The organism is Pseudoalteromonas sp. Xi13 (assembly GCF_003952205.1).
Taxonomy (GTDB): domain Bacteria; phylum Pseudomonadota; class Gammaproteobacteria; order Enterobacterales; family Alteromonadaceae; genus Pseudoalteromonas; species Pseudoalteromonas atlantica.
Genome location: NZ_CP034439.1, coordinates 2,763,292 through 2,788,683, shown reverse-complemented (window position 1 = coordinate 2,788,683; position 25,392 = coordinate 2,763,292). Strand labels below are relative to the sequence as shown.

At 40.9% G+C, this 25,392-nt stretch carries 27 protein-coding genes; 19 read left to right on the top strand and 8 right to left on the bottom strand.

Going from position 1 to position 25,392, the window contains the following annotated elements:
* The first annotated feature begins 5 nt into the window (after window positions 1-5).
* The 4 genes from EJ103_RS12535 (at window position 6) to EJ103_RS12520 (ending at window position 4,960) form a co-directional block, all read left to right on the top strand.
* Window positions 6-1,673 carry a methyl-accepting chemotaxis protein gene (locus tag EJ103_RS12535; RefSeq protein WP_126007937.1) on the top strand — a complete coding sequence of 556 codons (1,668 nt, stop codon included), beginning with the start codon at window positions 6-8 and terminating at the stop codon, window positions 1,671-1,673.
* A 296-nt stretch (window positions 1,674-1,969) separates the two neighbouring features.
* Window positions 1,970-2,443, top strand: a complete 474-nt coding sequence (locus EJ103_RS12530; RefSeq protein ID WP_052026274.1) for a MarR family transcriptional regulator — start codon at window positions 1,970-1,972, stop codon at window positions 2,441-2,443.
* Between the two features lie 146 nt (window positions 2,444-2,589).
* A complete protein-coding gene (locus tag EJ103_RS12525; RefSeq protein ID WP_004586207.1) occupies window positions 2,590-3,339 on the top strand; it encodes a hypothetical protein in 750 nt (249 codons plus the stop codon).
* 268 nt (window positions 3,340-3,607) lie between these two features.
* Window positions 3,608-4,960, top strand: a complete 1,353-nt coding sequence (locus EJ103_RS12520) for a magnesium transporter (protein ID WP_024033089.1) — start codon at window positions 3,608-3,610, stop codon at window positions 4,958-4,960.
* A 42-nt stretch (window positions 4,961-5,002) separates the two neighbouring features.
* Here EJ103_RS12520 and EJ103_RS12515 read toward each other — a convergent pair whose 3' ends face one another.
* The 4 genes from EJ103_RS12515 to EJ103_RS12500 all read right to left on the bottom strand — a co-directional run bounded on the left by EJ103_RS12515 (window position 5,003) and on the right by EJ103_RS12500 (window position 7,803).
* Window positions 5,003-5,836, bottom strand: coding sequence for a mechanosensitive ion channel family protein (locus tag EJ103_RS12515; protein WP_029774567.1), 834 nt, complete (start codon window positions 5,834-5,836; stop codon window positions 5,003-5,005).
* A 37-nt stretch (window positions 5,837-5,873) separates the two neighbouring features.
* Window positions 5,874-6,593: an LrgB family protein gene (locus tag EJ103_RS12510; protein WP_126007935.1), complete on the bottom strand. Its 720-nt coding sequence runs from the start codon at window positions 6,591-6,593 to the stop codon at window positions 5,874-5,876.
* Window positions 6,586-6,939 carry a CidA/LrgA family protein gene (locus tag EJ103_RS12505; RefSeq protein ID WP_004586211.1) on the bottom strand — a complete coding sequence of 118 codons (354 nt, stop codon included), beginning with the start codon at window positions 6,937-6,939 and terminating at the stop codon, window positions 6,586-6,588. Before EJ103_RS12505 ends, EJ103_RS12510 begins: the two co-directional genes overlap by 8 nt.
* A 72-nt stretch (window positions 6,940-7,011) precedes the next feature.
* Window positions 7,012-7,803, bottom strand: a complete 792-nt coding sequence (locus tag EJ103_RS12500; RefSeq protein ID WP_126007934.1) for a crotonase/enoyl-CoA hydratase family protein — start codon at window positions 7,801-7,803, stop codon at window positions 7,012-7,014.
* A gap of 249 nt (window positions 7,804-8,052) precedes the next feature.
* Here EJ103_RS12500 and EJ103_RS12495 point away from each other — a divergent pair, with 249 nt between their 5' ends.
* From EJ103_RS12495 to EJ103_RS12485, 3 genes are read left to right on the top strand one after another with little or no spacing between them, the layout of a single operon-like run.
* Window positions 8,053-8,382: an HI1450 family dsDNA-mimic protein gene (locus EJ103_RS12495; protein WP_029771932.1), complete on the top strand. Its 330-nt coding sequence runs from the start codon at window positions 8,053-8,055 to the stop codon at window positions 8,380-8,382.
* 33 nt (window positions 8,383-8,415) lie between these two features.
* Window positions 8,416-9,228, top strand: a complete 813-nt coding sequence (locus EJ103_RS12490) for a DUF481 domain-containing protein (protein WP_004586215.1) — start codon at window positions 8,416-8,418, stop codon at window positions 9,226-9,228.
* 16 nt (window positions 9,229-9,244) lie between these two features.
* Complete coding sequence (locus EJ103_RS12485) at window positions 9,245-9,733, top strand: hypothetical protein (protein WP_126007932.1); 489 nt, start codon at window positions 9,245-9,247, stop codon at window positions 9,731-9,733.
* A gap of 41 nt (window positions 9,734-9,774) precedes the next feature.
* Here EJ103_RS12485 and EJ103_RS12480 read toward each other — a convergent pair whose 3' ends face one another.
* Together EJ103_RS12480 and EJ103_RS12475 are read right to left on the bottom strand one after the other, a co-directional pair.
* Window positions 9,775-10,260, bottom strand: coding sequence for a peptidylprolyl isomerase (locus EJ103_RS12480; RefSeq protein ID WP_126007930.1), 486 nt, complete (start codon window positions 10,258-10,260; stop codon window positions 9,775-9,777).
* A gap of 12 nt (window positions 10,261-10,272) precedes the next feature.
* Window positions 10,273-11,184, bottom strand: a complete 912-nt coding sequence (locus EJ103_RS12475; protein WP_126007929.1) for a folate-binding protein YgfZ — start codon at window positions 11,182-11,184, stop codon at window positions 10,273-10,275.
* Window positions 11,185-11,346: 162 nt separating this feature from the next.
* Between EJ103_RS12475 and EJ103_RS12470 the strand changes: the two genes are divergently transcribed.
* Window positions 11,347-11,598, top strand: coding sequence for a succinate dehydrogenase assembly factor 2 (locus EJ103_RS12470; protein WP_004586219.1), 252 nt, complete (start codon window positions 11,347-11,349; stop codon window positions 11,596-11,598).
* The gene (locus EJ103_RS12465; protein WP_126007927.1) at window positions 11,591-12,010 is read left to right on the top strand and encodes a hypothetical protein; all 420 of its coding nucleotides are present in this window, start codon (window positions 11,591-11,593) and stop codon (window positions 12,008-12,010) included. Before EJ103_RS12470 ends, EJ103_RS12465 begins: the two co-directional genes overlap by 8 nt.
* On the opposite strand, the gene nadB is transcribed toward EJ103_RS12465, so the two are convergent.
* Complete coding sequence (gene nadB, locus EJ103_RS12460) at window positions 11,985-13,595, bottom strand: L-aspartate oxidase (protein WP_024033085.1); 1,611 nt, start codon at window positions 13,593-13,595, stop codon at window positions 11,985-11,987. The two genes, EJ103_RS12465 and nadB, sit on opposite strands and share 26 nt — an antisense overlap.
* A gap of 245 nt (window positions 13,596-13,840) precedes the next feature.
* On the opposite strand from nadB, the gene rpoE reads away from it, so the two are divergent.
* The 10 genes from rpoE to pdxJ all read left to right on the top strand — a co-directional run bounded on the left by rpoE (window position 13,841) and on the right by pdxJ (window position 22,471).
* Window positions 13,841-14,422, top strand: a complete 582-nt coding sequence (gene rpoE / locus EJ103_RS12455) for an RNA polymerase sigma factor RpoE (protein ID WP_004586222.1) — start codon at window positions 13,841-13,843, stop codon at window positions 14,420-14,422.
* 1 nt (window position 14,423) lies between these two features.
* Window positions 14,424-15,050, top strand: coding sequence for an RseA family anti-sigma factor (locus EJ103_RS12450; RefSeq protein ID WP_055015366.1), 627 nt, complete (start codon window positions 14,424-14,426; stop codon window positions 15,048-15,050).
* Between the two features lie 4 nt (window positions 15,051-15,054).
* Window positions 15,055-16,005 (top strand): MucB/RseB C-terminal domain-containing protein, encoded by a 951-nt coding sequence (locus EJ103_RS12445; protein ID WP_054982697.1) that lies wholly within the window; start codon window positions 15,055-15,057, stop codon window positions 16,003-16,005.
* 19 nt (window positions 16,006-16,024) lie between these two features.
* The gene (locus EJ103_RS12440) at window positions 16,025-16,474 is read left to right on the top strand and encodes a SoxR reducing system RseC family protein (RefSeq protein ID WP_126007926.1); all 450 of its coding nucleotides are present in this window, start codon (window positions 16,025-16,027) and stop codon (window positions 16,472-16,474) included.
* Window positions 16,475-16,663: 189 nt separating this feature from the next.
* Window positions 16,664-18,451, top strand: coding sequence for a translation elongation factor 4 (gene lepA / locus EJ103_RS12435; RefSeq protein ID WP_126007924.1), 1,788 nt, complete (start codon window positions 16,664-16,666; stop codon window positions 18,449-18,451).
* A gap of 16 nt (window positions 18,452-18,467) precedes the next feature.
* Window positions 18,468-19,403 (top strand): signal peptidase I, encoded by a 936-nt coding sequence (gene lepB / locus EJ103_RS12430; RefSeq protein ID WP_126007921.1) that lies wholly within the window; start codon window positions 18,468-18,470, stop codon window positions 19,401-19,403.
* Between the two features lie 2 nt (window positions 19,404-19,405).
* Window positions 19,406-20,083, top strand: coding sequence for a ribonuclease III (gene rnc, locus EJ103_RS12425; protein ID WP_004586228.1), 678 nt, complete (start codon window positions 19,406-19,408; stop codon window positions 20,081-20,083).
* On the top strand, window positions 20,073-21,005 hold the full coding sequence (gene era / locus EJ103_RS12420; RefSeq protein WP_004586229.1) for a GTPase Era: 933 nt from the start codon (window positions 20,073-20,075) through the stop codon (window positions 21,003-21,005). The genes rnc and era overlap by 11 nt, the downstream gene beginning before the upstream one ends.
* A 20-nt stretch (window positions 21,006-21,025) precedes the next feature.
* A complete protein-coding gene (recO, locus tag EJ103_RS12415) occupies window positions 21,026-21,718 on the top strand; it encodes a DNA repair protein RecO (RefSeq protein WP_126007919.1) in 693 nt (230 codons plus the stop codon).
* A 21-nt stretch (window positions 21,719-21,739) separates the two neighbouring features.
* Window positions 21,740-22,471 (top strand): pyridoxine 5'-phosphate synthase, encoded by a 732-nt coding sequence (gene pdxJ, locus EJ103_RS12410; RefSeq protein WP_126007918.1) that lies wholly within the window; start codon window positions 21,740-21,742, stop codon window positions 22,469-22,471.
* A 104-nt stretch (window positions 22,472-22,575) separates the two neighbouring features.
* Here pdxJ and barA read toward each other — a convergent pair whose 3' ends face one another.
* Entirely contained in the window at window positions 22,576-25,350 is a 2,775-nt protein-coding gene (gene barA / locus EJ103_RS12405; protein WP_126007916.1) for a two-component sensor histidine kinase BarA, read from the bottom strand.
* Between the last annotated feature and the right edge of the window lie 42 nt (window positions 25,351-25,392).

The following is a 25,392-nucleotide window of genomic DNA, read 5'->3' as shown; positions in this document are numbered from 1 at the left end:
ATTTAATGAGTAACTTAAGCTTGAGAAATAAACTTTTATTACTGGCTATTTTACCGTTGAGCTTGTTATTAATTAGCTTAATGGCCAGCTCGTACTATTTAGAATCGCAAAACCAGCAACAAAATTTTGAAACAATTAAATCTAAACTCATTAAAGACAAACACACGCTACTTGCCACTGAAGTGGAAATAGCAAGCAAGTTGGTACGCCATCAGTTGGATAACGGATCAACACAAAGTGTTAAAAATGTCCTTAGGGAGCTTACTTTTGGTGACGACGGTTACTTTTTTATTTACGACACACGTGGCGTTAGCGTGTTTCATGCCCTGTTAGGAAGTGCTATTGAAGGGCAAAATAAAATTGGGATGACAGACCCAAATGGTAAAAAAATAATTGTTGGATTATTAGAGCAAGCACGTAAAGGTGGCGGGGCATTTAATTACCATTTTCAAAAGCCAAATACCAACGGGTTAGTAGAGAAAATAGGGTATGCCGTAATGATACCAGGTACCGATTGGATGATTGGTACGGGTGCCTATATGGATGATATACAAACAGAGCTTGCAAATTATAAACAGACTATGCAATCACATACTCGCGAAAAAATAACCACCTTGTTATTAATTGCCTTATTTTGGGTTGTGGTTAGCGTAGTGGGCGCACTTTTAGCGTCTAACGCTATGGTTAAACCTATCCAAATAATGGGCCAAAGCTTAGATGATATTGCTAAAGGTGAAGGCGACTTAACAAAACGCCTAGCTATACATACACACGATGAAATAGGGCAGTTGGGCGAATCGTTTAATGTGTTTGTTAGCAAGCTGCAAAGCATTATAAGTAATGTGGCTGATGTTACTAATGATGTAAAAAATGCCTCAAGCGATATTAATTCGCAAACAAAACTGTTTGAAAATAAACTGCTCAATCATAACCACGAAACAGACCTAGTTGCCACAGCGATTACCGAAATGTCGGCCACCTCTCACGAAGTGGCTAAAAATACCACGCAAGTTGCTGAGTCTACTCATACGGCAACGCTAGAAGTGGCAAAAGCGCAAGAGTGCGTAGATATATCACTAAGTGAAGTTTCCAACCTTATGGGCGAGATTAACCTAGCTGCTGATCAGGTAAATTCTTTAAGTGAGCAATCTAAAAAAATAGACAGTGTACTTAGTGTAATAGGTGGCATTGCCGAGCAAACTAATTTGCTTGCACTTAACGCCGCTATAGAAGCCGCACGTGCGGGCGAGCAGGGTAGGGGTTTTGCCGTGGTGGCTGATGAAGTAAGAAGCTTAGCGAGTCGTACGCAACTTAGTACCCATGAAATTAGTGAAATGCTAAGTGAATTGCATAACTTAGTGGGCGGCGCGGTAAATGCCATGCAGGCGAGCCAAGCAAGTTGTAATCGCTCAGTTGAGTCATCGCGCGATATATCGCAAAGTTTAGGTGCTGTGACTACGTCGGTTACCACCATTAACGACATGAGTACGCAAATTGCAACCGCTGCAACAGAGCAAAGTTCAGTGACAGAAGAGATAAACCGTAATGTGTTTGCCATTCAAGAAATTGTTAATGAACTAACCCAAGCAAGTAAGGCCACCTCTGAGGTTAGCCAGCATTTAGCAGGGCGCGGTGAAAACCTAGGACAATTAATAGGGCAGTTTAAGGTTTAAAACGTCATTGCATAAACCACTACTAGCCGCAACTTATGTTGCGGCTTTTTATTTTAAATACAAAATGGTTTAGAGGCTGTTTACTTTTTGAGGTGAATTTTTAGCAAGGTACTTTTATTTGGTAAAGCTGTGCTTATATTTTAAGGTTGCTGCAAAGGCATAGGCGTATTAACGCCCAACATGTCAGACCCTAGGTAGAACAAATTTTTATTTTTGAAAGTTCGCTAACCCTAGGGAATTTTATTAATTATGTGTAGTCTATTACACGCATTTTGAATAAACAGAGTAACCCTTATATGCAACAAAGTATGCCTTCAGTACAAAACGCCGACCCCGAAACGCTCGTAGCAGAGCAAGACCTAGGCCGGTTGATATCGTTTTTACGTTCAAAAATTGCTACACACATTGATGCCCAACTCGATTGTATGGACTTAACCTCTGCGCAATATATTGTGGTAGTGCTATTAGCGCGTGGCTCAGTAAACACATTAGCCGGACTGAGCGATCATATGGTGTACGATAAAGGCGCGATGAGCCGTTTGTTAAAGCGTTTAGAAGAAAAAGATTTAATTGAAAAAACACAATGTGAGTTTGATAAGCGCTCTACACTTTTAAGTTTAAGTGATAAAGGCAAAGCGCTTTATCCGCAAATAATGCCCTTAGTAAATCAAGTGTACGAAAAAGCACTTAGCGGCTTTTCTGAAAATGAAAAACACAGCGTTATGGACTTACTAAACCGAGCAATAAACAACCTAGATACACCTTCATAAATCTCTAAAAAAGATTATCAACATTTTAGCGATACTGTTTCAATAAAAACTTAGCCTGCTAAGTACTAGATCTAATTGTGCGGCAAATCTAACTTTGCTAATATAGTTGCCTAGGCAATTAAAGTTATCATCTTGTTAGGTTTGTTATGATTGAAAATAAGTTGTTATCACAATTACAGCAGCAGTTTCCTGAACATGTATTTATGCAACAGTATTTAAGTGTTGTTCATAAAGGGCGTTTTGCGAACGCAATTGTATACAGGTACAAAGATGATACGTTTGACTTAATAGTAAAAGACTTTAGCCAAAGCCCGTGGTTTATTCGTAAAACCTTTGCCAAGCTTTCTGTAAATCAAGAATTTAAAGGATTGAGCCGCTTAGCACAGCTTGATGCAGTTGCTAATCGGTTTAGCCGTTTATCGCCGATAGCGGTGGCGTATGACTACATAGAAGGCACGCCGCTTAGAAGCTTAATACACCAGGGGGAGACGTTGCCTGTTGAATTTTTTATTGAGCTTGAACGCCAAGTTGCAAAAATGCACCGCCTAGGCATTGTGCATTTAGATTTACGTAATATGGGCAATATATTATGTGGTAGCGATGGCAAGCCTTATATCATTGATTTTCAGTCAACCATTAGCTTTTCACGCTTTTCGCGTTGGTTGCAACGTTTTATGCGCGGCTCTGACATGTCGGGCGTATATAAAGCGTGGGATAAGCTAAGTAGTACACCTTTGCCGCGTGCTAAGCAGCAGTATTTGCAGCGTTTTAACCATGTTCGTAAACGCTGGATATTTAAAGGCTACCCAATACAACGTGCATATGCATGGGGTGCTGCAATGGTCACGCAGTTTGTGGACTCTGACCTAATACGTAACTTAACCGATAGATTTTAATCCCCCTTTTTCATTGTGTGACTTTGCCCATAACAGCTTAGCGTTATGGGCTTTTTTTTGGTTAAAAATAAGGCCAATAATTTCTTTTTTAATTTTAAAATAAACAGTAGTATCGCTGGTGTTTTTACCCCTACAATGCGCAAAAATAATGAGCGCAGTTTCAACCATCAAAGCTTAAAGCGTCTTAATAAGTTTAGGTTTTTTCTGCAATTTTTTATTGTTCAAGTAAACTATAAGCAATGTGCATTTTAAAATTTAAGGTTTCAAGATGATTGAGTATCCAGTCGACCAACTACCGCAGCTAATAAACGATTTATTACAATGCGAAACACACACGCAAAAAAGCCAGCTTTTAGCCGATGCACAGCTTAATTTATCTACTGAACACCTATCGCTACTTTTTGAGGCCATCCCAAAAGAACAGCGTCTAGAAATTTGGCAGCTATTAGATAAAGACACGCAGCATGAAATATTTGTCACCCTGAGCGATGACAGCTGCTTATGGTTACTACAAACCTTAGATGATAGCGAGGCATACGCGCTATTAGATGAAGTGAATGTTGAAGAATTACTTGAGCTTGAAGAGGTTATTCCTGAGCGCTTTGTTGATTATGCTAAAAAGCAACTCGATGAAGCACAAACGAAACAATACGATCTTGCTCAGCAGTATCCGCCTGAGCAATTAGGTCACTGGGTTGGTTTCGACTTTCTAAAAATAACTGAAAAAGCAACAATTGCAGGCGTTAAAAAATTACTGCACAAAGGTTTGCCGCAATACAGCGAAGTTGTGTATTTAGTTAGCCGCCAAGGCAGCCTAATAGGTGAACTTGCAGTAAATGATTTAATAAAAGCCGATGAAGGCGATAACCTATTGGCGCTGGCAAACTATGATTTTTCATCATTACATGCAGATGATGATTTATACGAAGCGGCAGAAGTGGTTATTCACAGTGAAAAAATGGCCATGCCGGTGGTTAATACCGATAACAAATTAGTCGGGCGTTTAACCATTAGCTCGGCATACGAACTACGCCAAGAAATTGCCGATGAAGCTGCGGCCAAAGCTGGTGGTTTACGCGAAGACGAAGACCTGTTTGCCAGTGTAAGAAAAAGTGCTAAAAACCGGGGAATTTGGCTGGGTATAAATTTAGCCACTGCGTTTTTAGCATCTTGGTTTATTGGCTTATTTGGCGCAACAATAGAGCAGGTTGTGGCACTGGCGGTACTTATGCCTGTGGTGGCCTCTATGGGCGGAATCGCCGGGAGTCAAACTTTAACGGTAATAGTGCGCGGTTTAGCGCTTGGCCAGGTAACCGACTCTAACCGCAATGCACTTTTAAAAAAGGAGCTACGGGTGGGGGCGGTGAACGGCTTAGTGTGGGCATTAGTGATTGGCGCGCTCACCTTTGTTTGGTTTAGCGACATAATGCTAAGCATTACAATTACCGTTGCTATATTGCTTAATTTAGTTGCTGCGTCGTTAGCTGGGGTTGTTATACCGTCTATTTTAGACAAAATGAAAATAGACCCTGCGCTTTCTGGCTCGGTAATATTAACCACGGTTACTGATATAGTTGGGTTTGTGACCTTTTTAGGGTTAGGCAGTTTATTACTGCTTTAAGCTAAAAAACAACAAAGCCGCATTAAGCGGCTTTGTTTTTTATTAAGAAAGGTCGCGCTCTTTAATAGTAACCACCCGCTGCGGAAAGGGTATTTCTATCTCAGCGCTATTAATGGCTTTATAAACGCCTGCGTTAATAGCAAGTTTGGTTTCTATTATTTTGGTTGTTGGCACCCAATAGCGATAACTAATGGTTACGCCGCTATCGGCAAAGCGCTCTATGCCCACTTGAGAAATAGGGTTTTGAGCCACCTGATCATGAGCCTTTAACACTTCTTCAATAAGGCTAACAGCGGTATCAGCGCAGGCAGTATAGGCTATGTCTATTTCTCCTTTAACTAACGAGTAGCTAAATGAGTTGTGAATAATTTCACCCACTATGTGCTTGTTAGGAATAGTGATTTCTACTTTTTCTTCATCAATTAAAATGGTGTAACCCAGCTCAATTGTTTTTACTTGGCCGCTGACCCCTTTTACTTCAATGGTATCGCCTACCACAAAAGGGCGCGTGGCAATAATAGCAAGGCCAGCGCCATAGTTTGAAAGCATCCCTTGTAAGGCCAAACCCGCACCTAGAGAGGCTGCACCTATAGCCGCTACAAAGGGGGTAACACTAATGCCTATTTTGCCAAGCGCTATCACTACAACCATCACAATAAGCAATACTTTTACCACGTTACTGACAAAGCTGGTAAGCGTGATATCGACATTATGACGAGCCATCAATTTAGCGACTAAATTTGAGAGTTTTTTAGCCACCCACAAACCTAGTATAAGAATAAAAACAGCACCCACAATTTGCATGCTGTAGGTAACTAAATACTCAGTGAGCATGGTGTAGTATTTTTCAAATTGTTCTATTTCAGAACTGATCATAGTGGGCTCTTTATATTGCGTAATTATTTTTTGCTAACTATAGCAAAGTGTTGACTAAAAAAGGATATAGCACGGGGGCTATTATGGCGGTTAATAATGCGCTTAAAGCCATAGCAACCGAGGAAAACGCGCCTATTTTTGGGTGCTCGTCTAGTGCTGCTGCGGTGCCTATAGCATGGCACGCAGTTCCCATTGCTATTCCTTGAGCTTGGTGGTTATTAACACCTACCCACTTAATGAGCATTAACCCAAAGAGTGCACCTAGTAAGCCAATAAATATAACTAATGCTGCGGCAAGAGAGCTAATCCCCCCTAAGGACTCAGTAACTATTAACGAAATAGGCGTAGTTACACTTAATGCAGCTACGGAGGCGCTTAAATTGGCGGGTACATCAAATAAAATACTTAAAATAAAAGCCACCACAGTGGCGTTAATAATACCTAAGCTACAGGTGCTTACTATTAACAGTAGATTTTTTCTTACATGTATAAACTGCTGATACAAAGGTAAGGCCAGTGCCACTATAGCAGGCTCTAATAGCCAACTAAGTAGTTGGCTATGCCTAGAAAAATCAGCATAAGGTAATTTTAAATTAACAAGCACTAAGGCAATAATCGCAATACTTAAAAACACCGGGTTGGTGAGCGACTTTACTATGCTGTGCTGCCAGTGTTTATTAAACGCTCTTAATAATAAAAACAGCAAAATAATAGCGGGAGTTGTTAAGTACCATAGCGTAAGGTGCAGCTCAGTCATTGTTATTTTTACCTTTAACATAGCCAACAACACTGCTTACCAGTAAAAGCGTACTGGCAGGGACGAGCAAAATAACCAAAACCAAATAGGGCCAATGCAGCTTAATAAGTGCAATGTGCTCGATAAATCCTACCCCCGCGGGTATAAAAAATATTGGCATAATATTTAAAATAGGGGAGGCCGAGGGTTTAATATGGTGCTCTTTCACTACACCTAACAGTAATAAACTCAGTAAAATAACCATGCCAAGGAGCGGTGCAGGGAAGCTGCCACCAATTAAGTGCATTATTAATTTAGCACACCCTAAGCACAGTAAAATAATTGCACTGCTAAGCAAGTACTTCATGATAATGGCTCATTAATATAGAAAGAAATTAACGTTAGCAAATACGCACTATTATTAAATGCTAATTTAGTCTTACCAGCGCTTTGAATTTGCATAGCTTATATCTGTTTTCCCTTTTGCTTTGGCAATTGCTTTTTTAGTATTAGGATTGAGTAACAAGCGAATTTGGCTAAACGTTTCTTTAGCTAAAATTTGTCGTTGGTTTGTTGTGTAGCTTTGTTGAGTAACGCGCTTTATCGCTGCTAGTGTATCGGGGGAGCGCTCACGTAATATATTTAACATGCGCTGTGTGGCCTGTTCGGTATTGTCTGTAAGCTCTGTGACTAACCCCAGCTCGTAGGCCGTGTGTGCACTAATAGGATTGGCGTGGCTTGCCAGCCACAGTGCTTGGTCGCGCTTTAATAAACCAGCAAGCACTACATTAGCGCCCATATCGGGGCATAGCCCCCAACGCGCTTCCATAATGGCTAGTTTTGCGTGGGTATCAACAATTCTATAGTCGGCGCCCAACGCTATTTGTAGCCCACCCCCTAAACAATTTCCGTTTATTTGCGCAATCACAGGTACGCTTAACGACTGCCAGCCCAGAACCACTTTTTGCGCTAGGTTTTGATTGCCAGGTAGCCATTTTAGCAACAGCCTAACAATGTTTAATGGTGAGGCCATCACTGCAGCCACATCAAGCCCAGAGCAAAAATGCTCACCATCACCTTTTATCACTACGGCGCGAACACTTTTATCTTTTTTTATACGTTTAATAGTACTGTTTAATTGCAAGAACATATCAAAGCTAAGTGCATTTTGTTTTTCTGCGCGGCTTAAAATAACGTTAGCAATGCCTTGTTGTATTTCTAGTTTTATCATTGCGCTCTCCTATTATTATGTGTTTGAGCTTATGATGTACGCCGTACTAAGTAAAGTAACGGTTTGTTTTATAATAAAAAATAAATTGAATTATTTTTAACTTTTTTAGTCAAAGCACTTTGAATCTTATTTAAGCTTAACTGCGCATGAGCTGGTAACAAAAAAGTCATTATTTTTAGCTGTTTTTTCTCAAAACACAGATGAGTTTTGATATTATGTGCGCACTTAAAATGCATTGAGGTTTTACCCATGTCAGGCCCACGTTTATATAGCGAAGAAGAAGTTACCCATCAAGCGTACGATATTTTTTTAGAGCTGGCGCCAAATAATCTTAGCGAACAAGATGTTGAAGACTTTAACGAATATCGAGAAGAGCTTGGGTTTATTGAAGAGGGCGAGCCTGATGAGCAATGGCAAAACTTTGTTGCACTTGAAATAGAGCCGGAGTTATTTGTGCAAGTGCTAGTGGGGTTAGAGTTTGAAAACGAAGATGTGTTATTTGCAAAAATTTTAATTAGCCGTGATAAAGACGCGCCGTTTTGTCATATTTTGTGGAAAGAAACAGAGCACGCTGAGTAAGCAGTTTTGTTTGTATGTGCAAGAGAGTTTACCGTGCATAAGTATTTACTATTCGTGTTTTTAATAATGAGCAGCCGCTGTTGGGCTGTTGATCCATTTGAAGACTTTCATGAATATGGACAACTCTCTGATGAAGAAATTCACGAGCTACATAAAGGCGAAATGCTCTATGGCGATACGGAGTTTGGCTTAATTTTAAGTAAGGGTAATACTAACTCTACCAGCTTTAAGTTTAGAGGAAATTTATACCAAGACTTCGAAAATTGGCGTAACCAATTTAAATTAGACACCTTGTATAAACGAGATCAAAACGAAGATACAGGGCAAACCGATGTAACGGCAGACCGTATTTTTGTCTCTGCACAGGGTAACTACAAAGTGGGCGTTAAAAACTCTTCATTTTTTATTTACGGTGACTACGAAGAAGATAAATTTAGTGGCCTAGATTACAAAAGTACAGTGGCTACCGGCTATGGTGCCAGAGTTTATCAAGGTGTAAAAAATAAAGTAGATATTGATATTGGCCCAGGTTTATATCGCTCCGTCGCTGATGATGAGTCAGAGGTAAGCGAAGAAGATGAAAACAAAACCGGTTATTTAGTACGTATCGCAATGCAGTGGGAGCGTTTGGTATCAAAGCGCACGCGCTTTAATCAAGATGTGAGTATTGAGCAGTCTTTGTCGGGGTTAAATTCGCGTTTGAAGTCAGAAACCGCTTTGATTAGTCAAGTTATAGGTGCGGTATCGTTAAAGTTTGCCTACATGTATCGTTATAATTCAAAACCTGAAGACGATAACCTTAAATACGACTCAGAATTAAGCGCCACGTTGGTGTACAGTTTTTAATAATAAAGAGAGCGTTATGTATCAGCATAAACAATATGCGGTGTTTATATTTTTTGTTTTAGCATGGATAGGCGGCTTTGTAGCCTTAGCCTGGAACTTAATGGGCGCCGATGTGCCATTAATGGTATTTGCCGGTGTATTGGTTTTAGTCGGTTTTTTGTTTCATGGCTTAACTGTAAAAGTTGACGAGCAAACAATTAGTTGGGCTTTTGGCCCTGGCGTTGCGGGGCAACGATTAGCACTAGCTGACATAGTAGAGGCTAAAGCGGTGCAAAACTCTTACCGCCATGGTATTGGTATTCGTATTACGCATGATGGGTGGGTGTATTCTGTATCCGGGTTTAGTGCGCTACAGTTAACCTTAAAAGACGGTACTAAGTACCGAGTGGGAACAAACGATCAGCAAGGCTTATTACGTGCGCTTGAGGGTAAAATAACACCCAGTGAAACTCCTTTAGAGGAACCGGCGCCAATAAAAACCGCGAGCTACAATAATATGTTATAAAAAAAGCGCCTTAGGCGCTTTTTTTATAAACGGCGGTATGATTAGTGATCGTGACCACAACCGCCTTCACCGTGCACGTGGCCGTGCGCAAGCTCTTCTTCGGTTGCTTCGAGCACCTCTAAAATTTCTACATCAAAATTAAGGGTAATACCCGAAAGCGGGTGGTTGCCATCAACTATAACGTCTTCATCTTGAATCTCGATAATCATCACAGATTGATCACCATCATCAGTTGACGCTCTAAACTGCATACCCACTTCAATCTCCATGCCATCAAACATCGACTTAGGCACCGCTTGCATTAGGTTATCGTGACGTTCGCCGTAGCCTTCTTCAGGTTCTACTTTTACATTTAATGTATCACCGGCTTGCTTGCCTTGGAGTGCATTTTCAAGCCCTGGGATTAAGTAGCCTGTGCCAATAATAAAAACCAGTGGCTCGCCATCAAAAGAGTTATCAATGGTATTGCCATCGTTATCCAGTACTGAATAATGCATTTTTACTACTGTGTTTGGTGCAACGATCATAGTCATTCCTATTTATTCATCTTCAAGAGAGTAAGGTAGAGGCAGAATGCTTAGCTCTACCTGAGGGGTGTGCTTTGCACGAAGTACGTGTGTACTTGGTGTATCGTTTGGCAGCACAACAAGGCCAAATAAGGTTTGGCTATTTTCGTTATAGCTTTGGGCAATTAGTTTACCAGCGCGACGCCAGTTTTCGCCCACTTGGGTTTCAAGCTCTGGCTCTTCAAGTAGGCCATCGCTTTTACCTGTAACAATATACATAGCGCGTTTGTTTTTACCTAGGTACTTCATACGGGCAACCGTTTCTTGGCCGGTGTAACAGCCTTTTTTAAAACTAATGCCGTTAATCGCTTGAAGGTTTACCATTTGTGGTACGTATTCGCCAATGGCGTCACTATTTAATTGTGGCTCGCCCGCTTTTATAGCGGCTTCTTGCCATAGTGCGCAGTTATCTAATGTAGACACATCATCTGGCATACTAAATTGGCTATCAACCATTAGTAAAACGCGATTTGGCGCTAACTTAAGGGCTTTACCACTTGGGAAGTCACAGGCCGTTTGGTTATCAGAAAAACGAATATCAAGTTTTTCTAGGACTGGGGTTAAATCGTCACTGATCAACCCAATTAATCTGTTCGTAGAAACATCAATATCTACTTTGGCAAACACAGCGTATTTTTTTAGCTCACTGAGCGACTTCTCTACCTCAGGCTGTGAACCTGCTAAGTAGTAGCTATCTTGGTGAGAAAATAATTTAAACACACCCCACAACTTGCCTTTGGCGCTGCAGTGACCAGCCCATAAATAATTGCTGTTAGATAGTTTATTGAGATCTTGAGTGATTTGTCCGTGAAGATAAGACAATTTATCCGCACCGGTTAGGCTAATAAGTTGGTGAGATAACGGACATGCATAAACGCTCGACATAAAAACCTTCTGTGCAATACAAATGAGTAGACATAATAACGCAGTTATAACCTAGGGTACAGCAACGAAGGCGGGCAGTTTTTTATTATTTGAACACAGATTAATAGCTGCTAATTAGGCAGGTATTTGTTAAACTCGGGACAATTAAGTATGAGGTTTAAAATGACTGAAATTCATAGTAAAGCACGTATACGCTGGGCTTGTCGCCGCGGCATGTTAGAGTTAGATGTTTTGTTTATGCCATTTGTAGAGCAGGCGTATGATTCGTTAAATGCACAGCAGCAGGCTGTATTTCAGCGTTTGCTAACCCAAGAAGACCCTGATTTATTTGCATGGTTTATGGGCCATGAAGAGTGTAAAGATGCTGAGCTTAATACCATGGTATCGCTAATTTTAGACCGAGTTCGTGTATAGGTTTACGGTAGTAAATAACAAAGCAGAACAGCGGCCTGTGGTGCTGTTTTTCTGCTTATTAAGTGTGGTATTAGGGCTTTATTTAAGCTCTTTTTTTAGCATTGTTGTTTGTATAACTGTAAATACAATTGCGCTTTGCTGGGTATGGCAAAAAATAGTGGCCATTCACCCTGAAAGTGGCGTTATTATTTTAGAGCCTAAGCAAATACGCTTTGAAAACGAAAATTTAAAGGTTCAGGGACAAATAACCCCTAAAACAAAAATATTAAATACCAGTGTGTGGTTACACATTAAAGGTTTTAATAAACGCCAATGGCTTATTATTTCAGCTAATGGCGTAAATAAGCAAAGCTACGCACGTTTAAAGCGCGCAGCATTGATTGCCATTAATGGCGAGGTGGAATCAAAATAGTGGGTGTTGGGTTTTCATTTTGCTCAGGGTAGTCAATCGTATAGTGAAGGCCACGGCTTTCTTTACGCTGCATTGCACTTCTAATTATCAGCTCGGCTACTTGCACTAAATTACGAAGCTCCAATAAGTTATTACTTACTCTAAAGTTTGCGTAATAATCATGTATTTCTTGTTGTAATAACTCAACACGGTGCAGTGCTCGTTCTAGGCGTTTAGTTGAGCGCACAATGCCTACATAATCCCACATAAATAACCGCAGTTCGTGCCAGTTATGGGTAATAACAATTTCTTCATCAGAATTACTGACACGGCTTTCATCCCAGCTTGGCAGCGCAAGTGGTGCCGGCGCATGCTCAAGTTTACTTAAAATATCTTTAGCGGCAGCGTGGGCAAATACAATGCACTCTAATAATGAATTGCTCGCCATACGGTTAGCGCCGTGCAAACCTGTGTAGGCGACTTCGCCTACAGCGTATAAGTTATCTAAATCGGTTTTCCCGTTAAAGTCGCTCATTACACCGCCACACGTATAATGCGCGGCAGGAACAACCGGGATGGCTTCTTTGGTTATATCAAGCCCTACACTTAAACACTTTGCGTAAATAGTAGGGAAGTGCTCAATAATAAAGTCTTTATCTTTGTGGCTAATATCTAGGTATACACAATTTGCACCTAAACGCTTCATTTCAAAGTCGATAGCACGGGCTACTATGTCGCGCGGTGCCAGCTCTTCTCTATCGTCAAAGTCTTTCATAAAGCGAGTGCCGTCGGGGCGCTTTAAATACGCTCCTTCACCGCGCATAGCTTCGGTAATTAAGAAGTTTTGTAGCTCAGGATGATAAAGGCTAGTGGGGTGAAATTGGTTAAATTCCATATTGGCTACCCTACAGCCTGCACGCCACGCCATGGCAATACCGTCACCGCTAGATACATCAGGGTTTGAAGTGTACAAATACACCTTGCTTGCCCCCCCTGTTGCGAGCGCTACAAATTTAGCGGAAATAGTTTCTACTTTTTTTGCTTTTTTATTCCACACGTACATGCCATGAATATGCGAACCCGGCTTACCTAAGCTTTTATCACTAATCAAATCGATGGCATTGTATTGCTCGAGCAAGGTAATGTTTTTATGCGCTTTAACTTGGCTAATTAACGTGGTTTGTACGGCCTTACCAGTGGCATCGGCTGCATGTAAAATACGGCGATGGCTGTGTCCGCCTTCGCGGGTTAAATGAAAGCGCTCTTTTCCTTTGCTATCAAACTCCATATCAAAAGGAACGCCTTGCTCAATGAGCCATTGTAAACACTGATGCGCATTACTTGCAGTATAATGCACAGCTTCTCGGTCACATAAACCACCGCCGGCATCAAGGGTATCTTCAACATGTGATTCTATGCTGTCGTTTTTTTTATCAAATACTGCGGCAATCCCGCCTTGTGCATACAGTGTAGAGCCTTCGGTGAGGGCACCTTTACTGATCACAGTAACATTACAATAGTTAGCTAAAGACAATGCAAGAGATAAGCCCGCCGCGCCGCTACCGATAATAGCGACATCAGCAATATGATGTTTATTTTGGTTCATGTTAGAGGTACTTTGCGGTTACAATGCTCAAATTAGAGCAATATTTGTTTTTAATAATGTAGTTGTATCATATTTGTCATATTACTACGTAGTGATTTTAATGGCTTAGCGCCGTTATTTACGACTATTTTATAAAAAAATAATATTAAGCAGAACTTTTTATTCATAAAGAGGTCAGAGTATTTGTGAACAATGGCGACACTATGAATAACCAGCAAGAATCAAACAGAGGAGTACCGGCTCGAATGAGCGAGCAGGAATTAGATTTAGCGCTTGTAAAAAGGGTCCAGCAAGGAGATAAAAACGCCTTCAACCTATTAGTAAAGAAGTATCAGAACAAAATTGCAGGGTTAATTTCACGTTATGTGTCTAACCAAGGCGATATTGCAGATGTAGCACAAGAGGCATTTATTAAGGCCTACCGTGCACTTCCAAACTTTAGAGGTGATAGTGCCTTTTATACGTGGTTATACCGTATTGCCGTTAATTGTGCTAAAAATTATTTAGTAGCTCAGGGCCGTAAACCGCCAGCAAACGATATAGACGCTGAAGATGCCGAGTTTTATGACGGTGCGGATTCGATGCGTTCAAACGCATCGCCTGAAAACTTACTGTTAAGCGACGAAGTACGCGCTGTTATTTTTAATACGATTGATAGTTTGCCTGAAGACCTTAAAACCGCGATTACCCTAAGAGAAATCGAAGGGATGAGCTATGAAGAAATAGCCGTGGTAATGGATTGCCCTGTTGGGACAGTACGTTCGCGTATTTTTAGAGCCCGAGAAGCAATAGATAATAAATTAAACCCATTAATAGGCGAGTCTTAGTATGACAAAAGCACACGTTAACAAGTTGGATAGCGAAACGTTATCAGCATTACTTGACGGCGAACAACACCTTGCAGAGGGTAAAATTTCTGATCAGGATGTTGCTACGTTTGGTCGATATGCGCTAATTGGTGATGCGATGCGTGCTCAAAAAAATAACAACGACATACACATCGATATAAGCGATAACATAGCCTTAGCACTTGAAAGTGAGCCTGTGTATGCCGATTTCACCCAATCGACAGCAAACAAAACACCTGATACCGAGCACAGTGAAGCGCAGCAAGATAACAAAGTAGTGGCGTTTAATTGGCGCAAGCCGGTTGCACAACTTGCTATTGCTGCAAGCGTAGCTATGTTTGCCATTGTTGGCGTAAATACCTTGCCACAAGGTGCGGGTGAGCAAGAAAGCGAAATTCCGCTTTTACAAACTACCCCGTTAACAGGTATGGCGTCGCCGGTGAGTTACTCATCAGAACCTGCTCTTGAAAACGCTGAGCAGGGTTTACGCGAATTACAGCAACAACGCATTGGTGCGTTAGTTTTAGAGCATCAACGTCAAGCACGTGTTGCACACTCTTTGCAAACAGCGCAAAATAGTGACAAAGCGCAAGAGGAAAAAAACTAATTAAATGAAAGTAATCACTTTTGTTCTGTCGTTAGTATTAAGCTTTAATGTTTTTGCTAACGACACAAATCCCGCCAAAGATTTATTACTAAACATGGCGAACGCAGTGCATACCCGCAATTTTGACGCCTCTTTTGTGGTGGTAAAGGGTAAAGCCATGGAACCTTACCGTTGGGTGCATGCAAAGCAAGGTGAAACAGAGCTTGAGCATTTAAGTTTACTTAATGGCGCGGGCTTAGAAATGGTGAGAATTAACGACCAAGTAACCTACTTTGAACCGCAATCGCAGCCATATTCTATAAATACAGACTCCATTGCTGGGCCAATACCTGAAGTATTATTTAAAGATATTGAAGCATTAAGCAGCCAATATGATTTTGTGCTAGGTGGTAAAGGCCGTATTGCAGGGCGAGCGGCGCAACTGGTGAGAATAGAATCAAAAGATGAATACAAATATAACTACTGGATTTGGCTTGATACAGAGTCATCGCTGTTATTAAAAGCCGCGTATGTTAACCACCAAGGTGAAGCATTAGAGCAGCTACAGTTAACCCATATTAGCGTAACAGAGCAACCAGCACCGATGATTTTAGAAGTGCTCAACCGTAATTTTCCAACGCCGTTACCAGGTAACGCACTGGAAGGTGAAAAAAGTAATGCCACAAACTGGCGCATTGGTTGGTTACCTAATGGCTTTAAATTACTAAAATCAGACCGCCATAAACTTGATTTAAACAACGAACTTACTGACTATTATTTATATTCTGACGGGTTTGTTGAAATTTCTGTTTTTGTACAGCGCCCCTTACCAGGTCGCCGCTTAAGCGGATCATTAACTTCTGGCGCAACGACAATTTATGTGCATAATGGCGGAAACTTTGATGTATCTGTTGTTGGTAATGTGCCAAGCCAAACCGCAAAGGCAATTGCTGAGTCAGTGACTCGCGCATTATAAACAATTCGTAAGGGTTGTTATGATTGAACAAACACTTACAGTGGTTGCCCTAGATGGCGCCACTGCCCACTTAGAAGCCCAGCAAAAAAAAGCCTGCGAAGGGTGTAATGGTCGCTGTGGCTCGCAAGTCTTTGCCAAACTCTTTGGTAGCGATAAAAAAACCTTTCCATATCAATTTGATACTCCTGTAGAAGTGGGCCAAAAAGTAACGCTCTCATTAGATGATTCGCATTTAGTCAAACATGCTTTTGCTGTATACATGCTGCCTTTATTTTTAGGATTAACGCTTGCATTTATTAGTGCCGAATTACTACTTTTAGCGCAGGGATGGCAAATATTATTCGCCGCTTTGGGCGGTGTAGGTGGTTACTTTTTAGCTAAAAGCAAAGTAAAAACACTCAGGCATGATGTAAAAGTGATAAAAATTCATCCAATTAGCCTTCCTTTAACGCAAATAGATGGTGATTAAGGCCAATTAAATGTAAAATTGCCGTTTTATACCAGAGTAACTTGGAAATACAGGGTAAAAAGGCAATCAAAAATTTGATTATCTAAAGCGCATTTAGCCATTTATATAGCACTTATACCCAATAAGTATTTTCAAGTCACTCAGGTGTTCGTACTTAGCCTATTAAAATAGAAGTTTAGAATCCAGTTTATGAAGCATATCCGTAATTTTTCGATCATCGCCCATATTGACCATGGTAAATCGACCCTTTCAGATCGTTTGATCCAGGTTTGTGGTGGCTTAACAGACCGCGAAATGCAAAAGCAAGTGTTAGATTCAATGGACATCGAGCGTGAGCGCGGTATTACCATTAAAGCGCAAAGTGTAACGCTTAACTACACAGCTAACGATGGCGAAACCTACCAACTTAACTTTATCGATACACCGGGGCACGTTGACTTTACTTATGAAGTTTCTCGCTCTTTAGCGGCATGTGAAGGTGCGCTTTTAGTTGTTGATGCCGGACAAGGTGTTGAAGCACAAACGCTGGCAAACTGTTATACCGCCATTGAAATGGATTTAGAAGTAATCCCTGTTTTAAATAAAATAGATTTACCGCAAGCCGATCCGCTTCGTGTAGCAGAAGAAATTGAAGACATTATTGGTATTGATGCCCTAGACGCTGTGCAATGTAGTGCTAAAACAGGTGTTGGTATTGCTGAAGTACTTGAAATGATTGTAAAGGATATCCCACCACCGGTAGGTGAAAAAGATCAACCTTTACAGGCGCTTATTATTGACTCGTGGTTTGACCCATACCAAGGTGTTGTATCACTAGTGCGTATTAAGCACGGCGAACTACGTGCCGGCGACAAAATAAAAATAATGTCGAACGAGCAAGTACATACAGCTGATCACGTGGGTATTTTTACCCCTAAACAAACCAACACGGGTATTTTACGTACCGGCGAAGTAGGGTTTGTTATTGCCGGTATTAAAGAAATACACGGCGCCCCAGTGGGCGATACGATTACGCATCAAAAAAATGCGGCACCAGCGCGTTTACCAGGCTTTCAAAAAATTAAGCCGCAAGTATATGCAGGTATGTTCCCAATTGCCTCTGATGATTATGAATCGTTCCGTGATGCACTTAATAAACTAAGCTTAAATGATGCGTCGTTATTTTTTGAACCTGAAAATTCAACAGCACTGGGTTTTGGTTTCCGCTGTGGCTTTTTAGGTATGCTACACATGGAAATTATTCAAGAGCGTTTAGAGCGTGAATACGATATTGATTTAATTACCACGGCACCTACTGTAATCTACGAAGTAGTAACCAAAGAAGGTACGAGACAAATTGATAACCCGTCTGACTTACCGGCGGTTAATGATATTGTTGAAATACGCGAACCAGTAGTAGAGGCAAACATACTTGTACCGCAAGAGTTTTTAGGTAGCGTTATTACTCTGTGTGTAGAAAAGCGTGGTATGCAAACTAAAATGAGTTATCACGGCAAGCAAGTCGCTGTAACTTATGAGCTACCTATGGCTGAAGTGGTTATGGACTTTTTTGATAAATTAAAGTCAACCAGTCGTGGTTTTGCATCGCTTGATTACAACTTTAAGCACTTTCAAACATCAGACATGGTACGTGTTGATATACTTATCAATGGTGAACGTGTTGATGCGCTCGCTATAATTGTTCACCGAGACAGTGCACAATCACGCGGCCGCCAACTTGCTGATGCGTTAAAAGAGCTTATTCCGCGTCAAATGTTTGATATTGCGATTCAAGCTGCAATAGGACAACATGTTATTGCCCGTACTACGGTTAAGCAATTACGTAAAAATGTAATCGCTAAGTGTTACGGTGGTGACGTGAGCCGTAAGAAAAAGCTACTGCAAAAGCAAAAAGATGGTAAAAAACGAATGAAGCAACTGGGTAATGTAGAAGTACCGCAAGAAGCGTTTCTAGCTATTTTGAAAGTTGGTAAATAAAAACAAAGGATTATAGATGGCTGGTTATTTCTCAGTTTTATTGGTGTTATTAACGTTAGGCTCAGGTTTAATATGGTTAATTGACCACCTAATGTATGCGCCAAAAAGGCAAGAGCGTTTGGCGCTTGCCCAAACATCTGCCGGTGGCCAGCTTGATGAAGAAACAGCGGCGTTAATTGCACCTGAGCCGGCAATTACAGAAACTGCAAAATCGATTTTTCCGATGATTGCAGCTATTACTATTTTTAGGTCGTTTATTTTTGAGCCTTTTCAAATACCGTCAGGTTCAATGATGCCAACCCTGTTGGTGGGCGACTTTATTTTAGTACAAAAGTACTCGTACGGGATTAAAGACCCGGTATGGCGTAGCCAGCTTGTAGATGTAGGCGAGCCTGAACGCGGCGATATTGTTGTTTTTAAATACCCGTTAGATGAGCGAGTAGATTATATAAAACGTGCTATTGGTTTACCGGGCGATAAAATTGTTTATCGTGATAAGCGTTTATATATTCAACCTAATTGTAAAGAAGGCGAGACCCAGCAGGGTGACCTACTTTGTAATGAGTTTAATAAAATTGATTTTAAATTAATTAACGATAATGAGTTTAAACAAGGCCAAATGTCGCTTGCCCGAGTAAATGAAGATTTAACGACACTCAAGCACGACATTTTAATCAACCCACGCGCACCTGAACGTAAAGGGCGTTACTATCAGCAACCAGGGACTCCTTCGGATGAATGGACTGTACCAGCTGATCATTATTTTATGATGGGTGATAACCGCGACAACAGCCAAGATAGTCGCTTTTGGGGCTTTGTACCAAAAGAAAACTTGGTGGGTAAAGCTGTCTTTATATGGATGAGTTTTGAATTTGAGAATGGCCCAGATGATATTTTACCAGGATGGGTTCCAACTGGTGTTCGTTTTGAACGCCTAGGTAATATTCAGTAACAATGAAAAAAAATGTAACAGAATTATATAAACGAATTGGCTACGAATTTGCTGATCAAGGTTTACTTGAACAGGCAATGACGCACCGCAGTCATAAAGGTCAACACAACGAACGCTTAGAGTTTTTAGGCGATTCAATTTTGAGCTTTGTTATTGCCAATGCTTTGTACGACAAATTTCCAAAAGCGCGTGAAGGCGATTTAAGCCGTATGCGCTCTACGCTTGTGCGTGGCCAAACACTTGCTGAATTTGGGCTAGAGTTTGGTTTAGGTGACTACTTGCGCCTTGGGCCGGGTGAGTTAAAAAGCGGTGGTTTTCGTCGTGAATCAACGTTAGCTGATGCTGTAGAAGCCATTATAGGGGCTGTGTTTTTAGACTCAAACATAGACCGCTGTGGCGAGCTGATTTTAGCGTGGTACGAATCTCGACTTGATGCTATTTCACCAGGGCTTAATCAAAAAGATCCTAAGACCTTGCTGCAAGAGTATCTACAAGCGCGTAAGTTATCTTTACCGGGCTACACCGTTGTTGATACCAAAGGTCAAGCGCACAATCAAACGTTCACGGTTGAATGTATAGTTGAAGGTATGGATAGCATTATTTCTGTTGGTAGCTCGCGCCGTAAAGCCGAACAAAAAGCTGCCGAAAAAGCATTGAAGATACTAAAAAATGAATCTTGATACCTTAATACAGCCTCATGAAGGTGATATTGATACGTTTTGTGGCATGGTTGCCATTGTTGGCCGCCCTAATGTAGGTAAATCAACATTGCTTAATGAAATCATTGAGCAAAAAGTAAGTATTACCTCGCGCAAGCCACAAACAACTCGCCACCGTATTATGGGTATTCATACAGAAGGGCAACACCAAGCTGTTTATATTGATACGCCGGGCTTACACGTTGAAGAAAAGCGGGCTATTAACCGCTTAATGAACCGTGCTGCATCGAGTTCAATTGGTGATGTAGAGCTTATTATTTTTGTTGTTGAGGGCACTCACTGGAATGCCGATGACGAAATGGTACTTAATAAAGTATCGCAAAGTGGTAAGCCTGTTTTACTTGTTATTAATAAAATAGACCAAGTAAAAGACCGCGATTTAGTATTACCGCATATGAAGATGCTTGGCGACAAATTTGATTTTGTGGGCATAATGCCGGTATCGGCAACGCAAGGTAAAAACGTTGATTTAATTAAAGCCGAAGTAACTAAACGCTTACCACCGTGCGAATTTTACTTTCCTGATGACTATGTAACCGACCGCTCAATGCGTTTTATGGCGGCAGAAGTTATTCGTGAAAAGCTAATGCGCTTTATGGGTGAAGAGCTGCCGTATTCTGTTACTGTAGAAATTGAGCAGTTTAAATGGCAAGAAAACGGTGTTTGGCATATCAACGGGTTAATTCTTGTTGAGCGTGAAACCCAAAAACGCATGGTAATAGGTAACAAAGGCGAAAAGCTTAAAGTGATTGGCCGTGAAGCCCGTAAAGACCTTGAAGAAATGCTCGATAACAAAGTGTTTTTAGAGCTTTGGGTTAAAGTTAAATCGGGTTGGGCAGATGATGAACGTGCCTTAAGAAGTTTAGGCTATGGCGAAGATTAACCAGCATTTAGCCAACTAATATGGATAGCGACTTCTACACAGCGTACCTATTACATCGGCGTCCTTATAGCGACTCCCAAGTAATGCTCGATATGCTGGTAGAAGGCGTAGGCCAGCTTAGAATGCTAGCCAGAGTGAGTGGTCGCCAGGCCACTAAACACAAAGCACAATTACAGCCTTTTCAGGCACTGCTTGTTCATTACAGTGGCAAGTACGATTTAAAATACATTAATAAATTTGAGCTACATGGTAATCCTTTATATTTAACAAAGGATAAGCTTTACTGTGGCTTTTATTTAAATGAGCTGACTAACCGCATTGTGCCGGTAAACGAGCCACTTGAACAAGTGTTTGAGCTCTACAAAACTCACCTAGAGAACTTAAATAGCGATGTCAATTTACAGTCGGTGCTGCGCTCATACGAATTTCAATTATTAGAGTTGTTGGGTTATGGCGTTGACTTTAGCTTTGATGCCAGTGGTGAGCCAATTGATGAAAGACAAACGTATAGTTACTTTCCTGAGTTGGGTTTTTTGATGCAACAAGATACGCGTTCAGGGTTTAGCGGCGCGCAGCTCAAAGCGATTGCTAATCATGATTTTAGCCAAAGCGATGTACTCTATATGGCAAAACAATTAAGCCGTTATTTACTAAAACCTTTACTGGGTAATAAACCATTAAAAAGCCGTGAATTATTTATGGCCTCTCAATAAACATATTTTACAGGTAACAAAATGAAAGACATTCTTTTAGGCGTAAACGTTGATCATATCGCAACGCTTCGCCAAGCGCGTGGTACATCATACCCAGACCCAGCACATGCAGCCAGTGTGGCAGAGCACGCCGGTGCAGATGGTATTACTATTCATTTGCGTGAAGACCGCCGCCATATTCAAGACCGCGATGTATACATAATGGCTAAAACGATTCAAACGCGTATGAATCTTGAAACAGCGGTTACAGATGAAATGATTAACATTGCCCTAGAAGTAAAGCCTGAGTACGTATGTTTAGTACCTGAAAAACGTGAAGAGCTTACGACCGAAGGCGGCCTAGATGTGGCTGGTAATGTAGATAAAATTAAAGCGGCCACTAAAACACTAACTGATGCGGGTATTAAAGTGTCATTATTTATTGACGCCGATAAAGCACAGTTAGATGCAGCTAAAGCGTGTGGTGCACCGTATGTAGAAATTCATACCGGCGCGTATGCAGATGCCACTAATGATGAAGATTTACACAAAGAGCTTGAGCACATACGAGAGGGTGTAAAATACGCGGCGAGCTTAGGCTTAATTGTAAATGCAGGGCATGGCCTTCATTATCATAACGTAAAACCAATTGCTGCAATGCCTGAAATTTATGAGCTTAACATTGGCCACGCTATTATTGCGCGCGCAGCTATTGATGGCCTTGAAAAAGCAGTACGCGACATGAAACGCCTCATGATTGAGGCAAGGTTATAAATTTAACCCCATGGTGGCACCATTTCATAGAAATACTTAATTAAGTAAAATGGTATTAAAATCTGTAAAAAGCGCATTATCAGCGCTTTTTTATTACGTGTTTTTTAGCGTTGGTGCTCGGTAACACTTGCATCTGCCATAAGGTTTTCCAGCTCATCCTGAAGTTCAAATAGTTCAGGCTCAACGTTATCTAGCACGCAATCACTTTTAAGTGAGGTTTCTATGGTTTCTGCCAGTGATTTAAGCTTAGGCACACCGGTATAACAGCACGCGCCATGGAATTTGTGAATAACACTTAATACCGTTTGGCAATCGTTTTGCTCAATAGCCTCGTTGAGCTGCGAGAGTGTCTCTGGCACACTTTGTAACAGCATATTGAGCATTTCCAGCGCCAGCTCACCTTTGCCCCCTGCACGTTGTAGCGCAAGCGACCAATCTAAGCAGTTACTTTCAAATGGAGCAGGGCTTTGCGACGTTACACTTTTAATTTTGTCGCGGCTTACGGGCGATTGTGGACTATGATCGCATATAATTTGGCTCAGCATGTCCTCATCAATAGGCTTAGTTAAATAGCCTTTAAAGCCATCTTTTAATAGCTGCTCTTTTTCACTGTGCAGTGCATGCGCGGTTACCGCAATAATAGGTGTGTCTTCGTTTAAAGAAGACTCCTTAATAAGTTTACACGCGGTAATGCCATCCATAATCGGCATTTGTATGTCCATAAAAATAACATCGTACTTATGGCTTTTACTTAAGCTGTAGGCTTGCGAGCCATTATAAGCGGTGTCTATAAATTCAACTTGCTCTTTTAACAAGGTGCAAATAAGTTTTAAGTTTGCATCGTTGTCATCTACCACCAGTACTTTTAATGGCAATAATGTTTGGTCGCTTGGCTCAATATTTAAGGTTGGATGATCAAGGCGATAAGGCGCAGCCAGTACTTCACATAATTTACGATGATTAAGCGGCTTACTTAAGCACGCATCGGCGCCGCTGCCAATAAACGCTTCGCGCATATTATGCGATACCGTATTGAGCATAAGGTATAAATAATCGCACGACTCGCGAACCATATTCACATAGCTCTTAAGTCGCTGCATATCATCTACCGATGCCATATCACCAATAATACAAATATCGTACTTAAGAACTTTATGTTTGATGGCGTCTAAAAACGCTGCTTCATTAAAACAGGCGGTTACAACCGCTTCCCACTCGTTTAATACAGAAAGCACTGAGTGGTGCGTATGCTCGTGTGGCTCTAGGTATAATATGCGTTTACCAATAAGTGATTTAGAAGGTAAGTCGTTACTAAAGGTATGATCAGGCAACCTAAACACACCATTAAAGGTAAAACAGGTGCCGCTTCCCGGGGCTGAATTTAGCGTTATTCGGCCATTCATAGCCTCTACAATATGTTTAGTAATAATGAGACCTAAACCAGTGCCGCCAAATTTTCGGGTGATGGATGAATCTGCTTGGCCAAATGCAGTAAATAACGCATCTTGCTTATCCATTGGAATACCCACACCGGTATCGGTTACTGATACTAAAATAGAGGCGCGGTCTTCATCTAATAAGCGGTAGCTTATATCAACTTTTATAGAGCCTTTTTCAGTAAACTTAATGGCATTACTTAACAAGTTAATGAGTACTTGTTTAAGGCGAGTGGGGTCACCGGTTAAATCATCAGGCACTTGTGGGTTGATATAAATAGATAGCTCAAGTTGTTTTTCATGCGCCGAGGGAGCTAATAATGTCATAACCTCGTTTACGCTATCGCGCAGTTGAAACTGGATTGATTCAAGCTCCATTGCGCCTGCTTCAAGTTTAGAAAAATCTAAAATGTCGCTAATAATTGTCAATAAACTATTGGCAGAAAGCTCTATGGTATCGAGGTAGTCTTTTTGATGTTTATTTAAAGGTGTTTTATACAATTGGCGCGTAAAGCCAATAACCCCATTTAGCGGGGTACGTAACTCGTGACTCATTTTAGCTAAAAAGTCGGACTTAACGCGGTTAGCATCTTGTGCCTCTTTTTTGGCCATGGTTAGCTGAATATTTGAGGTTTCGTATTGCTCTAGGGTTTCGCGGTAATCACTCGTGGCCTGATCAATATTTTTCTGCATTTCGTCTTTTTGCATAACCATAGTGTGGGCAATGGTATTAAGCCCTTCACGCAAAAGTTCAAATTCGCCCATCATGGTGTCGTTTAAACCCGTGTCTCTTTTACCTTCAACTAGTTTGTCGGTGGCAAGTACTAACTTATTAAGTGGGTTCATAAACATACGGCTAAGCTTAAGCGCTAAAATAGATGCCAATATTATTGAAAATAAAATAACAATGCCGCTAATTAAAACCGCTCGCTGCTGGCCTATAATCGCTTGGTCTTTATTAAGTTGTAAAATAACGGTGCCAAGCGGGGTTTGAAAATCATTAATATCCCATTTTGATACCGGCGCAGAATGATTAAAAATAGGGGTGTAGAACGTGATTAACTCTTCTGATTTATTAATTTTTGTTGTGTGAAGATTTTCAATTTGTTCTTTTTGAGTTAGTTCATCAAACGAGCGATGATAGTTACTGGTCATAATAAGCTGATTGCTGGTATCAAAAATAGCAATCGATTTAATGGTTGGGGAGTGCTTATTGTGTGTGTAACTAATCAGACGGTTGAGCAGCTTTTTATTTTTTTCAAGTAAAGGCTGCTCTAAAGCAATTGCTAAGGGTTCAGATATTGAGCTGCCTTGTTGATATAAAATTTCATCAAGCTCAATGTAACGATTTATTGTAAAATAGCCGCCAAGTAACAAACCAATGATCACTGTGGGGATCAAGGTTAAGGTTAAAACAGAATCACGTAAGCCTAATTTGGTCATAATGGAAGCGTTATTATCATTATTAGTATGGATCGAGTATAT